This is a genomic window from Ruminiclostridium herbifermentans (assembly GCF_005473905.2).
Lineage (GTDB): Bacteria > Bacillota > Clostridia > Acetivibrionales > DSM-1351 > Ruminiclostridium > Ruminiclostridium herbifermentans.
Map to the genome: position 1 here is coordinate 2254310 of NZ_CP061336.1, position 14620 is coordinate 2268929.

A 14620-nucleotide genomic window follows, 5' to 3' on the forward strand; every position below is an offset into this window, starting at 1 on the left:
ATAAAAAAGCAAATTTTTGAAATCACTCAAAATTTGCTTTTTTATTGGTGCCCAGAGCCGGAATCGAACCAGCGACACGGGGATTTTCAGTCCCCTGCTCTACCGACTGAGCTATCTGGGCGCTTAATGATATTTAATTATATGTACACAAGTTAAAGAGTTAAATGGTGGGCCTTCAGGGACTCGAACCCCGGACCAACCGGTTATGAGCCGGTTGCTCTAACCAACTGAGCTAAAGGCCCTCAAGAAACGAACGAAACTTAGTATAATAAAAAAAGTAGATTATGTCAATAGAAAATATAAAAATATTATTAGAATTTGCTAATAAAATTATAGTACTGGTTTTCTGGTACTTCCGTGCAAACTATCTTAATGGGCTGCTCTCAAGATATTTGTTGAATTAGTTTTGGTTCATCACAGTTAATTATGCACCTTACTACATTCAGAATCCATGCTTCATCGTAAGACTAAAACCTACATCGTGTGGCTTTAACTGCATAGTTAAATATTCTTCACCTACAAATTCAAACAAATATCTTTAATCAAGTACTCTATATATCTAAGTTGTACTCGTTTACCAGTATATTTAATAAGTATTTATCTGCATACTCAGTTGAAAATAAATTGGTTAGAAGTTAGAACTATAAACTTTGCATTTTCCAATGAACCACCTATGAATTTAAAGAAAAATTTGTTAAAATGTAATACTGAAATGTATTTACTTAAAAAATTTTATTGATATATCTTTTATTGATATAAATTTTATTATTGATGTAAATATATTTTTTAATGTTTATTAATAGGTTAATAATATAAATAAAGATTTAAATAATTTAATAGTAAAGTAAAAAATAGTAGATAAATATTTTTTTTACAGGCCATTATTGCTGGCTTTAGTTTTTATAAGTCAAAGTATTAGCGTATTATGATCACTAAAGGTTAACAAAATTTAATTTATATCAAAATTCTGTTTAAAGCATGTTAGAAAGCATGTTTCAAAAAGGTATATTCTATTGCTAAGTGCTTTTAACAGCATTTGAAACAGGCAATTTATTTTAAACTATTTCAATAGGAAAGAGGATTAGTACATGAATATAACTGAGAATTTGCAATACTTATCAGAGTTAGTTGCTGTAGCTGGATTTGAAAAAGCTGCTTCTGAGAAGGTTGCGGAGTTATTTAAAGGTTGCTGCGATTATGTAGAGGTTGATAAATTTTCAAATGTAATTTGTTTAAAAAAGGGAACTAGTGACAAAGCAAAAAAAATTATAATCACAGCCCACATTGATGAGATTGGATTTCTAGTAAGGTCTATAGATGAAAAAGGCTTTGTTGGAATTGCAAACATTGGTGGAATTGATAGTAAAATTTTATTGGCACAGGAAGTAATAATTCATGGAAAGAAAGATGTTATAGGTATTATAGGTGCTACACCGCCTCACCTGATGAAGGCAGAAGACTCGAATAAACCTGTTAAAATAAATGACTTATTTGTGGATACGGGATTTACAGGAAAAGAACTTAAAGAAATTGTCTCTGTGGGTGATATTGTTTCATTTAAATCTAAATTTACCATTATGAATGAGCAAAAGGTAAGCGGTAAGTCTTTAGATAATAGAGCCAGTGTAGCATGTTTACTAATGATATTGGAAAATTTAAAAAATATTAAACATGAAAATGATATTATTTTTGTTGCATCAACACAGGAGGAGGCGTCTTTGGTTGGAGTGATAACGGCATCATATTCATTAATGCCTGATGCAGCAATTGTAATAGATGCTTGTCACGGTGATATTCCTGACCTATCTAAGGATTATTCCTCTACACCTGGAAAAGGCCCTGAAATTTCAATTGGACCAAATCTACACCCCAAAATGGTTAATAAGTTGTTTGAACTTGGAAAGGAATATTCCATTCCATTTCAAAAAATGGTGGAGGCTGGTGATACAGGAACAGAAGCGTGGGCGACGCAGGTTAGTACAAAAGGAATACCTACGGCACTGCTATCCATTCCAATCCGATATATGCATACTGAGGTTGAAACTTTAAATATTGAGGATATTAAATATACTGCCAGACTTGTAGCGGAATTTGCGAAGATAGGAAGCACTGAGTTAGAAGAGTTAATTTCAATTATATAATAAGGCAAGATTAAACGGCTCTAAAATAAGGTTTTTGTGAACAAGGTTCCTTTTCGAACCGCAAAAACCACTAATGGTTATTGATGGTGTAAGTAGAATAAAACGGAGGATGGCTTGAATAATGTGGATGAAATGCAAAAAATAATGCGTACCTCCACATTAGATTTACTAAATTAATAACGCAAATGGTGCGTGGAGGTTAGTATGCTTATAAAAGAACTTACAGACTTAAATGGTGTCTCAGGTAATGAAAAAGAAGTCAGAGACTTTATTATCCAAAAAGTAGATAAATATTGTGATTCTATTAGAGTGGATTCTATAGGAAATGTTATTGCTTATAAAAAGGGAGCAAGCAATACTGGCAAATTAAAAGTAATGCTGGCTGCTCATATGGATGAAGTGGGTTTTATTGTATCGGGACATACTGATAAGGGTTTCATTAAGTTTAAGGCAGTAGGAGGGGTAGATGATAGAATCCTTCCTGGTAAAAGAGTGTTAATAGGAAATAAAAAATTGGCTGGAGTTATTGGCTCAAAGCCAATACATCAACAAGAAAAGGAAGAGAGAGAGAGGATAACCAGAATTAAGAATTTATATATTGATATAGGTGCAGAAACAAAGGAGGAAGCTGAAAGACTTGCCCCTCTCGGAGAATATATAGCTTTTGACAGTCAGTTTGTGGAACTTGGAAGAGATTGTATAAAGGCAAAAGCACTTGATGACAGGGTTGGATGTGCTGTTTTAATTGAGGTTTTAAAGCATAGATTCGATTTTGATATGTATGTTTGCTTTACTGTACAGGAAGAAGTTGGATTAAGAGGAGCACAGATAGCTGCTTATAGTATAATGCCTGATGTTGCATTAGTAATAGAAGGAACTACATGTTCTGATGTTCCAAATGTAGAGCCCCATGACTATTCAACTGTATTAGGAAATGGCGCTGCACTAACAATAATGGACAGAACCTGTTATTGCGATAAAGGAATGGTGCGCTTCCTAAGTGATGTAGCAACTAAAAACAATATAAAGTTCCAGTTTAAGCAAACAACTACAGGCGGAAATGATTCAGGACAGATTCAAAGAACTGGTACTGGTGTCAAAATAGCTTCTATATCTGTACCTTGTAGATATATACATTCACCTGTATCGGTAATGTGCAGGAGTGATTATGAAAGTGTAGAGAGGCTTACTCTTGCAGCATTAAAAGAAATGAATAAGGATAAGGATTTTTTAAAAACTATTGATAAACTGATTTGTTAACTAACAAACTTTGAGAATTTCTAATATAAACTAAATGATTTTTAAGTATAATATTAGACTCTCAACTGGGATAGTTGAGTAAATAATTTTATTTAATATGGAGGGTACCATGCAGGAAACATTAAGGAAGGTAACTCAAGCTTTTGGTGTATCAGGTAATGAGGAAGAAATAAGAGATGTAATTACTTCGGAGATAAGAAAATATGTTGATGAAATAAAAGTTGATAATATGGGCAATTTAATTGCTATCAAGAATGGGAAAAGTAAGACAGATGGTCAGGCAAAAAAGATTATGCTGGCAGCGCATATGGATGAAATAGGTATTATTGCCACATTTATTGATGAAAAGGGATTTATACGTTTTTCTAATATTGGTGGAGTATCAGCCTTTAATGCTTTGGCTCAGAGGGTTAGATTTAAAAATGGCACCATTGGCACTATAAGTGCAGAAGAAAAGCTTGAAGATTTTAAAAATCTTAAGCTGGACAAAATGTTCATTGATATTGGCTGTAAAAGTAAAGAAGAGACAGAAAAATTAGTTAAAATAGGAGACACCGCCACTTTTGTAGGAGATTTTTATGTTCAAGGTGATCATGCAATTTCAAAGGCAATGGACAATAGAAGTGGATGTGCTATATTGATTGAACTAGCCAAAACTCTTCCTAAAACAGATAATGAAATTTATTATGTTTTTACTACACAAGAAGAAGTTGGGTTAAGGGGAGCTAAAACAGCTGCATTCGGAATAATGCCTGATTATGCAATTGCAATAGATGTTACACTTACTGGAGACACTCCACAGTGCAAAGACAGAGAAGTTAAATTAGGCAGAGGGCCTGCAATTAAAGTCAAGGATAGTGCCTATATCGCCCATCCTCAGGTAAGAAGGGAACTTGAAGAATTGGCAAAGAGCAATGGAATTCCATATACATTGGAATTGCTTGATAGAGGAGGAAGTGATCCTGGAGCCATACAATCTACTGGTAATGGAGTACCCTGCGGAGGGATATCCATACCTTGCAGATATGTTCATTCACCGTCTGAAATGATAAGCTTAGAAGATTTGAAAAATTGCGTAAAGCTAGCTGGATTGTATGCAAGTAAAGCTTAGTTTCCTTAGAATGAAGAGAACAGAGAGACTGTATTTGCATTTGGCGAAATTATATTGCTACATGAACTAAAGCTAAAATAAGGAATTTCAAATATTTACCACCCGTATTAATTTTTTTAGCTGCTAACAAAAGCAAATAATAATAAAAGTTAAAAGAGTGAAGAAGTGGTAACAAAAATTCGAACATTTTTTATATTTATAATGCAAATATTCGGATTTTGTTGTATAATATTTGATGTTGCAGAGAAACTGCTGGCTTTAATTAAAGATTGATGATATATTTGCTGTAATTTAATGTTAGAATAATTGACTATATGATTAAAGCTTTGTAACAATATAGTATTAAATGGAGGAAAATTTTTAAATGAAAAACGTTTATGAAAGTCCTTTAAACGCTAGATATGCAAGTGATGAAATGCAGTATATTTTTTCACCTAATATGAAGTTTACAACATGGAGAAAGCTTTGGATTGCTTTGGCTGAAGCTGAAAAAGAGTTAGGCTTAAATATTACTGATGAACAGATTAATCAACTAAAAAGCAATGTTAATAATATTAATTATGAAGTTGCTGAAAAATATGAAAAACAGTTCAGACATGATGTAATGTCACATGTTCATGCATATGGGGAACTTTGTCCAGATGCGAAGGGTATTATTCACCTTGGTGCTACATCCTGCTATGTTGGTGATAACACAGATGTAATAATCATGACTGAGGGATTAAAGCTTCTCAGAAATAAGTTGCTTATTCTTATAAAAAAGCTTTCTGATTTTGCATTAGAGTATAAAGCTATGCCAACTTTAGGTTATACTCATTACCAGCCAGCACAATTAGTTACAGTAGGAAAAAGAGCTTGTTTATGGATTCAAGAACTACTAATGGACTTAGAGGACTTAGATCATACTCTTGATAATATGAAGCTTTTAGGTTCAAAGGGTACAACAGGAACTCAAGCTAGTTTTCTTAATTTATTTGATGGTGATCATGAAAAGGTTAAAAAGCTTGAAGCATTGATTGCTGAAAAGATGGGCTTCAAAAAAGTATTTGCAGTATCTGGACAAACATATCCTAGAAAACTAGATAGCAGAGTTTTAGGTGTGTTAAGTGCTATTGCTCAGAGTGCATATAAGTTTGGAAATGACATGAGACTCCTTCAAAGCATGAAAGAGATGGAGGAGCCATTTGAAGAGAAGCAAATTGGTTCATCTGCAATGGCTTATAAACGAAACCCAATGAGATGTGAAAGAATTTGTTCTCTAGCAAGATACGTTATTATAGATGCAATAAATCCTGCTATTACAGCTTCAACACAGTGGTTTGAAAGAACACTTGATGACTCAGCTAATAAGAGAATCTCTATACCAGAGGCCTTTTTGGCTACAGATGCAATATTAAATATATATATTAATGTTGCAAGCGGCTTTGTTGTTTATCCAAAAGTAATTGCAAAGCATGTGATGGAAGAACTGCCATTTATGGCAACTGAAAATATAATGATGGAAGCAGTAAAACGTGGCGGGGACAGACAGGAACTTCATGAGCAGATTAGAACTCATTCTATGGAAGCAGGCAAGAGAGTAAAAGTTGATGGAGAAAAAAATGATTTGATAGAAAGAATTGCAAATGACCCAATGTTTGGAATGTCTCTTGAGGAACTCAATTCCGTACTTGAACCAAAGCACTATATAGGAAGATGTGCAGAACAGGTAGAGGAGTTTATTGAGAATGAAGTAAAAAAAGTACTTGCTACTGCTGATGTAACTGATATTGTAGTGGACTTAAAAGTTTAGACTTTCTGGGATTATCTTAATTCCAACTTTATAATAGAAGACCTGCAATACATATTTGACAATTTCTCAATAGCAGAAAACTATTGGATTGTCTTCTGAATAGATAGAAGCTTATCTATTGATAATAATTTATCAGTTGATAAAAATTTATCGGTTGATAAACTGCATAATGTCTTATATAATTAAAGATATGTTAAAGATAGGATGTCATTACATCATCCTATCTTTTGGTTTATTTGAGAGGTGTGCAGATGATAAATAAATTTAGCAATATCCCATTATATTTGCAATTAAAAGACTTAATTCTAGAAAAAATAGAGAGTAATGAATACCCTCCAAATACTCAGATACCATCTGAGCAGGATTTATGTGAAATTTATGATATTAGCAGACCAACTGTCAGGCAAGCAATAAGCGAATTGACAAGCAGTGGTTACCTATATAAGGAGAAGGGTAAAGGAACCTTTGTTTCTGGTAAGAAGAAGATAATTGATATTAAAAACTTTAATGGTTTTACTGATTCTATTCTGGATTGCAAATCTCCAGCTGAGAAAAACATTATTGATATTAATGTTATTGAGAGTTCTTCTGTTGAGATATTAAACAATATATTCAATTACAATACCAGTATGCCGGTAGCACAAATTAGTTATTTATCATATATTGATAACCAGCCTAATTCTGTGTATTCCTTCAATAAATCTTACATACCTGTTAATTTGTTTCCTGATATTGTTGTTCAACTGAAGGATGGGAAATCATCACTTGACATATTAAGAGGGAAATATCCATTAATTCCTGACAAGAGCAAAAGTATATTGGATGTGATTTTTGCTGATAATAATGATTCTCCAATACTTAGGGTTCAGCCTGGACAACCTTTGATAAGGGTTCAAAATACTTTGTATTCAAAAAGCGGACAATGCGTAGAATATGTTTGTTCAAAGTATAGAGCAGACAATTGCAGAATTCTATTTGAAGGAAGCAAGCCAGTATAATCAATACTAATTTAACTAATATTTTGGAAGTAACACATTTAGGTTGGTTTATACGGAAATACCAGTAAACTAGTACTATAACTTCATAGCAAGGTTTTTATATAATTCGCACTATACATTAATAAATAGTATATATATTTATATTTTGGAGGCTATATTTTTATGAGTTCATATTATTTAAGAAAAGACAAAAAACATAAAAGGAGAAGAGTTCTTGTTGCTACACTAGCTATTTCTTGTATAATTGCTGCATTTTTGGGAGCATATTTATACTTAAATAAAAATAATTTTGATAACTTAAAACAAAGATCTGAGCAATCAAATACAACATCCGCAGTAGAAACATCAACAAGTGACAACTCTCCACAAACTACAGATGCAGTGTCAACAGACACAGCTCAAACAGCAAGCAATACAACTGACATAACTCAAATTAATGTCGATTCCAATACAGTGACAACAAAGGATCATGGTGTTTTACCAAAGGTTGGAACAGTACCAAAGAGCGGGAAAATGGATGAACTAGAAAAGCTTATTACCGATTTTACTTCTAAGCTACCTGGCAAATATGGAGTAACCTTCATCGACCTTGCAACTGGAGAAATGGTAAATGTTAATGATAAAATAGAATATATTGCAGCTAGTACGTCAAAGCTGCCAATAAACGTACTATTGTATAAAAATATTGAAGCAGGCAAAATAAAAATGGAAGACAAGTTAGTTTACAAAAAAGAGGATTTAGAGTATGGTACTGGGATTATAATTAATTCTCCATATGGAACAGAATACACAGTTAGAGAAACCTCAAGGCTTTCAATTCAGAAATCTGACAATTGTGGAGTAAACATGCTTATTAGACTTTTGGGTATAGAAAATGTTCGAAATTATATTGATGAAGTTGGAGGCCAGGTTCATTATGGAAAAACTCATCGTTCCTGCCCTTATGATATGGCTCAGATTGCTCAGGATTTATACAAACTATATTTAAATAATGAAGAAGTATATGGTGAATTAATTAACTACATGGAAACTACCGATTGGAGTGACAGAATAGACGCAAAGCTGCCAAAGGATGTGAAAGTAGCCCATAAGATAGGCAATCAGGTATCCACTAGAAATGATGTTGGAATTGTTTTTGCAACTCATCCCTATGTGCTGTCAATAATGAGTGATAATGTAAACGTAGACGCAGCTACAAAGGCTATTGCAGATTTGTCAAAATTAATTTATGATTTTGAGGAAGAATATGCTAATTAGTTTCATTTTTAGTTGAAGTTATTAAGTTAAAATTATAGGTAGGGAGACCTTATCAAATTATACTAAAATAAAACTAAGATAAGTTACTCAACTATTCCAGTTGAAAAATTTTACGTTTGCTTTTCAAATGAAAAGTAAAATTTTTGATAAGTATTTTTTGTCAATAAGCCATTGATAAGCTTAGTAGTAGCTTTATTTATTTATTTTAAAGTTGAGTAACTTGTTTTACTTAGTATGATGATGTTTTGATTCATATTTTGATTCAATAGAATTTTTATTTATGAAGCGAATAGATACTAAATAAACAGACAAAATGATTAGTTTTGGGTATAATTAGTATAACAAAAAAATCCCTATTTTGTATAAGCGTTGGGGTACGGTTTTGTTTTTACAGTAGATATATATAGCCTTGTTAAATGCCGCTTAATCTAATTGAATTTTTGAAAATCTAGGCGTTATAATTTATTGGCTAAATTCTAAGGAGGCAACAATTTTTAATGGATGGCTTTTTACTTTACTTTACTCAAACTATAATTAACGGGAATCCTGTTTTCACATATATATTTATTTTTATAACTGGCGTACTTCAATTGATTTTTCCTCCGTTTCCATCTGATGTTATTATTGTACTGGAAGGTTATTTAACAACTGTTGGAAGTAATTATAGTTTTTATTCTGTATGTATTGTTTCAGTACTTGGAAGTATTTTGGGTTCCTTTATTGTCTATTTGTTTGGATATAAAAAGGGAAGTGAAGTTTTAAAGTATCAAATTGTTCTTAAATATATTAGTGATAAGCACATTAAAAGATCTGAAAAGGTTTTTCATAAGTATGGGAAATATGGATTAATAATAAGTAAATTCATTCCTGGAACTAGTTCAATTATGGTATTATTCTCTGGTGTTTTCAAAGTAAAAAGAAGAATATATTTCCCATATATTATTTTTTCGATTTTCTTACAGCAGTTCATTTATCTTTTACTTGGAAGATTTATAGGTCATAATGTGGAACAAGTAAAGAAATTTTTTTCAATATTTAATTTAGTTGCAGTAATTGTAGTTGTAGTTTTTGCAATATTAATTTTTATAATTTACAAATGTAAAAAATCTAAAAAAGTTAAGGCTGAAAATTGTAAATAAGTATTATCGGTATACTTAGAAGATGATATTTACCTTATTTTCTTTTATTTTAAAATTATTTATCAATACTAAAATTTTTTACTTTTCATAGCTATAGGTCAATTGATTGAAGAGAAGGCAATTACATGGTATGATTATCGTACATTTCATATAACACCATTTCATATAACATATGTTTAAATCATTAATTGAGTGTATCATATATAATTATGAAAAGCATATATAACATTGATTCTAAAATAATAATTAAGTATTACACTAGTAATATAAGTATAACTAATTGAAATTAAAAGAGCGTAACTCCAGATAGTGGATATTACGCTCTTTTAATATTTTGAATTCCATTTTTAGTCGGTATTGGTTTATTTAAATAGTGATAAATAAATTACTAGCCTAGAAACCTACTTATACCTACTTAATAGGCATACTCTTTTTTCATTAGAACAAATCTAATGAAAACCCTCTAAATTAGCTTCAATAGGCAAAGAAAAAATTTTCATACTTAACAGTTTTTACTATGAACCATCTAATAAAATAATTCGTAAGGAAGGATTTTTATTAGATGGTTTAAAGAGAAATTATTTTTAGTAAATAAAAACAAACCCATACAGACAACAAATGTGACTACTATCTGTATGGGCCTTTTCATTTATAAAGCTAGCTATTATGGAATTAATATCTTTACTTTGTTAAAAAATTAATTATTTAATATTGAAAATTATCTAAAAATATAATAATATGGATACATTAATAAAAGCCATTTATAAAACTAGGTGAAAAAGGCGTATGAACAATAATGGAGTAAATAGTATTGAAATTAAAAAAATAAACAGACAAACTATATATAAATTTTTGTATAGGCATGAGCCCATATCTATTCAAGAAATTGCGTATACGTTAAATATGAGCTTACCCACGGTTACTCAAAATATTAAAGAATTATATGAACGAGGGTTAGTTATAAAAACTGGGCTTTTTGAATCTACTGGCGGGAGAAAGGCTAAAGCTATTTCTTACAATAGTACTGCCCGTTATGCAATTGGGCTTGATGTAACAAGAAATCATATTGGTGCTGTGTTAATTGACTTAAGTGGAAAAGTCATAAAAAACGAAAGACGCCAGTTTCCATTTATAAACTCAAAAGAGTATTTTAAAGGTGTTGGCAATTATGTTCAAGCATTTATCGAAGATTATAATATAAATACAAAAGATATTTTAGGTGTTGGTATTGCATTGCCTGCTATTATAGCACCAGACAGAGAGACTGTAAGCTATGCAACAGTTATTGATTTTAAAGGCGGGAAGGTTAGTGCTTTTTCTGAGTATATACCTTATCCATGTGTATTTAGCAATGACGCTAATGCAGCAGGTTTTGCAGAAATGTGGGGTGATGAAACCTTTGAAAATGTAGTTTATTTATCATTAAATAATTCTGTTGGAGGTTCAATCATCATAAAGAAAAATATTTATGAGGGATATAATAATAGAAGTGGTGAGTTTGGTCATATGACAATTGTACCAAACGGCAGAGCTTGTTATTGCGGCAAAAAGGGTTGTGTTGATGCATATTGTTCAGCAAAACTCTTGTCTGATAGTACAAATGGGAATATCGCTGAGTTTTTCAGACTCCTTTCTATAGGAAACAAAGAGCAGAAGCTTATTTGGGAGGAATATGTTTCACATCTTGTTATTGCTGTTAATAATTTGAGAATGTTGTTTGATTGCAATGTTATCTTAGGAGGATATGCTGGTGCTTATATGGATGATTATATTGGTGAAATAAGGGAATTAGCTTCTAAATACAATACCTTTGAGGTTGATGGTAGTTATTTGAGGGTTTGTAAATATAAGCTTGAAACTACAGCAGTTGGAGCAGCATTAATACTGGTGGAAGATTTTATTAAAAATATATAATACAAAGGATACCAAATAATACTAATAATATTTTTAAATACAATAAATGTATATTGGATAGACTAAATGTTAAGAAAAAGCATTTAGTCTTTTTTATTTTTTATTTATCTTAAGTATTAATGGCTTTGTATGCAATTTAATTATTCAAGATTGTAATAATATCTAAATAGCCTAAGATATTATAAATTTTGGATTTTTATACATGGACATTATTATTAGTAATATATGTTTTTGGTAATAAACTGTTTAGTAAAAACTTGATTTTGCGTATCATTGTGCAAAATGTCAAAAAAAGTTGAAAAATATATTAAAAATATATTGACTTTTACTATGTTGAAGATATAATAATACTTATTAAAAATGATTTATAAAAGTCTTAAAGAAAATGTTTTAAATAACTTGCATTATTCAAGATTTATTACAGGAGAAGGATATGGAAAATAATATTAAACTCAGAGTTTCAAAAATTGAAAAATCCTTTCCAGGAGTAAAGGCTCTTGATAAGATTGATTTTACTGTAAAAAAAGGCTCTGTTCATGTATTATGCGGAGAAAATGGCGCAGGAAAATCAACATTAATGAAAATCATAAATGGCATTTATCAACCAGATAGTGGTCAGATATTCATTGATGAAAAGCCTGTGAAGATTAGCAATCCCATTCAAGCTAGAAGTCTTGGCATTTCAATGATATTTCAAGAAATGAATTATGTTCCTGAAATGACAGTAGAGGAAAATATATTTCTTGGGAATCTGCCGGTAAACAAGTTTGGGAGCGTTGACTGGAAACTAGTAAGAAAACGAGCTACTGAACTATTAAGATTAGAGAATTTACCCTATTCACCAACTACCTTATTAAAGGATTTAACTGTATCTGATATTCAAATGTTAGAAATAATAAAGGCAATTTCTTATAAATCAGATATTATCATTATGGATGAGCCTACTTCAGCAATAACTCTAAAAGAAGTAGAAAAGCTGTTTGTCAAGATTAGAGAACTGAAGGCTAGAGGCGTAAGCATAATTTATATTTCACACAAATTGGATGAAATATTTCAAATAGCTGATGAAATAACAGTGTTTAGAGATGGAACAGTTGTAGAAAGCCATCCTAAAGAAGAATTAGATATTGAAACAGTGATTGCTTTAATGGTTGGTCGTAAACTCACAAACACCTATCCAAAAGAAGAGGTGAAACAGGGAGAGAATTTACTTGAGGTTAAAAAGCTAAATAGTAAAGGTGTTTTTAATAATGTAAACTTTCATGTAAAAAAAGGAGAAATAGTCGGCTTTGCAGGACTAATGGGAGCTGGAAGAACAGAAGTAATGAGATCTTTATTTGGACTTGATCCTATAACCTCCGGCTCTGTGAAAATTAAAGGTAAAGAAGTTTCCATTAAAAATGTACGAGGGTCAATAAATAATGGACTGGTAATGCTTTCTGAGGATAGAAGAAGATATGGAATTATACCAGTAAGATCTGTTAGGGAAAATACTACTCTGACATTTTTGCAGAAGGTATTTTATAAAATGATGTATCATAAAAAGGTTGAGCACAATATAGTTACTGATATGTTTACAAAAATGAAGGTTAAAACTCCTACCCTTGAAACTACAATACAATCCTTAAGCGGAGGTAATCAACAAAAAGTGGTATTGGCAAAATGGATGATAAGAAATCCTGATATTTTAATTCTTGATGAACCAACCAGAGGTATTGATGTAGGGGCTAAATTTGAAATATATAAGCTTATGACAAATTTAGTTAAAGAGGGTAAGGCGGTAATAATGGTATCTTCTGAGTTGCCTGAACTAATAGGCATGTGCGATAGAATTTATGTAATGTCAAAGGGAACCATAACCGGTGAAATTGAAAGAAAAGACTTTTCTCAGGAACTTATAATGAAATATGCTACCGGAACACTAATATCTAATGAGGTGAATTAAAATGAGTTTACAAAAAAATAATGTTTTGAGTACAGTAACAAAAAAATATAGTATATTTATGATTCTCTTTGTTCTATTTGTTATTTGCTCTTTTGCTAATCCTAACTTTCTGACAGCAAACAACTTAACAAATATTTCAAGACAATTAGCAGTAACAACAATTTTGGCATTTGGACAAACAATGCTTATTATAAGCGGTATGCTTGACCTTTCACAAGGTTCTGTGCTTGCACTTTCGGGTGTATTTGCCGTTTCAACATATAAAGCTACAGGCTCACTGATTCTTTCAATGCTTGTAGGAATTATAACTGGTGTTGTATGTAACTTTATTAATGCTATTATGGTAAGTTCTTTAAAAACTCCTCCATTTATTGCTACCTTAGCAATGCTGACAATGGCAAGGGGAGTAGCACTTCTTTTTACAAAAGGCCAAAATATACTTCAACTAGGAGATTTTATAGTATTTGGTCAAGGATCATTAGGAGTAATTCCTATTCCAATAATTTTTCTAATAGTAATTGCAATATTAACTTGGTATATTTTACGCCATACTAGATTTGGAAGATCGCTATATGCTGTTGGTGGCAATGAAGAAGCTTCTGTTGCTTCAGGAATAAATGTTTCAAGAGTTAAATATAAAGCATTTATTATAAATGGAATATTTGTAGGAATTGCTGGTGTATTATTTATGTCACGTGTAAACGCAGGTCTTCCTAATGGCGCCGTTGGTTTTGAAATGACTGCACTGACAGCAGCTATTATTGGTGGTACAAGCTTCTCTGGCGGTATTGGTTCTGCGGCAGGTACATTAGCGGGTGCTTTTATAGTTGGTTTCTTAGATAACATAATGAATTTGACAAACGTAGATTCATATATGCAGCAGATAGTTAGAGGCGCAATAATTGCATTAGCAGTTATTTATGATATTCAATCAAAGAATCGCAGAACAAAGAGTGCCTTGGGTAGAATTGAGGATAAAGAAAATAAATCTGAAAAGGCATAAGAGTTTTAAAATCCGTTATTTGTAGAATTAAAACAGTATTAAACAGGTATACCTGTTTAT

At 31.4% G+C, this 14620-nt stretch carries 10 protein-coding genes and 2 tRNA genes; 10 read left to right on the forward strand and 2 right to left on the reverse strand.

Features of this window, described 5'->3' with window-relative positions; all coding sequences use genetic code 11:
- Positions 1-45 precede the first annotated feature (45 nt).
- Both EHE19_RS09345 and EHE19_RS09350 read right to left on the reverse strand, forming a co-directional pair.
- A tRNA-Phe gene (locus tag EHE19_RS09345) sits at positions 46-121 on the reverse strand.
- 44 nt (positions 122-165) lie between these two features.
- Positions 166-242: transfer RNA gene (locus EHE19_RS09350), tRNA-Ile, on the reverse strand.
- A gap of 846 nt (positions 243-1088) precedes the next feature.
- On the opposite strand from EHE19_RS09350, the gene EHE19_RS09355 reads away from it, so the two are divergent.
- From EHE19_RS09355 to EHE19_RS09400, 10 genes are all read left to right on the forward strand, one after another.
- The gene (locus EHE19_RS09355; protein WP_137696194.1) at positions 1089-2141 is read left to right on the forward strand and encodes a M42 family metallopeptidase; all 1053 of its coding nucleotides are present in this window, start codon (positions 1089-1091) and stop codon (positions 2139-2141) included.
- Between the two features lie 204 nt (positions 2142-2345).
- Positions 2346-3401, forward strand: coding sequence for a M42 family metallopeptidase (locus EHE19_RS09360; protein WP_137696193.1), 1056 nt, complete (start codon positions 2346-2348; stop codon positions 3399-3401).
- 109 nt (positions 3402-3510) lie between these two features.
- A complete protein-coding gene (locus tag EHE19_RS09365; protein WP_137696192.1) occupies positions 3511-4512 on the forward strand; it encodes a M42 family metallopeptidase in 1002 nt (333 codons plus the stop codon).
- Between the two features lie 364 nt (positions 4513-4876).
- Positions 4877-6304, forward strand: a complete 1428-nt coding sequence (gene purB / locus EHE19_RS09370; protein ID WP_137696191.1) for an adenylosuccinate lyase — start codon at positions 4877-4879, stop codon at positions 6302-6304.
- A 251-nt stretch (positions 6305-6555) separates the two neighbouring features.
- Entirely contained in the window at positions 6556-7302 is a 747-nt protein-coding gene (locus EHE19_RS09375) for a GntR family transcriptional regulator (RefSeq protein ID WP_137696190.1), read from the forward strand.
- Positions 7303-7464: 162 nt separating this feature from the next.
- Positions 7465-8559 (forward strand): serine hydrolase, encoded by a 1095-nt coding sequence (locus EHE19_RS09380; protein WP_137696189.1) that lies wholly within the window; start codon positions 7465-7467, stop codon positions 8557-8559.
- Between the two features lie 497 nt (positions 8560-9056).
- A complete protein-coding gene (locus EHE19_RS09385) occupies positions 9057-9698 on the forward strand; it encodes a DedA family protein (RefSeq protein ID WP_137696188.1) in 642 nt (213 codons plus the stop codon).
- Positions 9699-10484: 786 nt separating this feature from the next.
- Positions 10485-11612, forward strand: coding sequence for an ROK family transcriptional regulator (locus EHE19_RS09390; RefSeq protein WP_137696187.1), 1128 nt, complete (start codon positions 10485-10487; stop codon positions 11610-11612).
- A 433-nt stretch (positions 11613-12045) separates the two neighbouring features.
- Complete coding sequence (locus EHE19_RS09395; RefSeq protein WP_137696186.1) at positions 12046-13557, forward strand: sugar ABC transporter ATP-binding protein; 1512 nt, start codon at positions 12046-12048, stop codon at positions 13555-13557.
- A 1-nt stretch (position 13558) separates the two neighbouring features.
- Positions 13559-14560 (forward strand): ABC transporter permease, encoded by a 1002-nt coding sequence (locus EHE19_RS09400; protein ID WP_137696185.1) that lies wholly within the window; start codon positions 13559-13561, stop codon positions 14558-14560.
- The last annotated feature ends 60 nt before the right edge of the window (positions 14561-14620 follow it).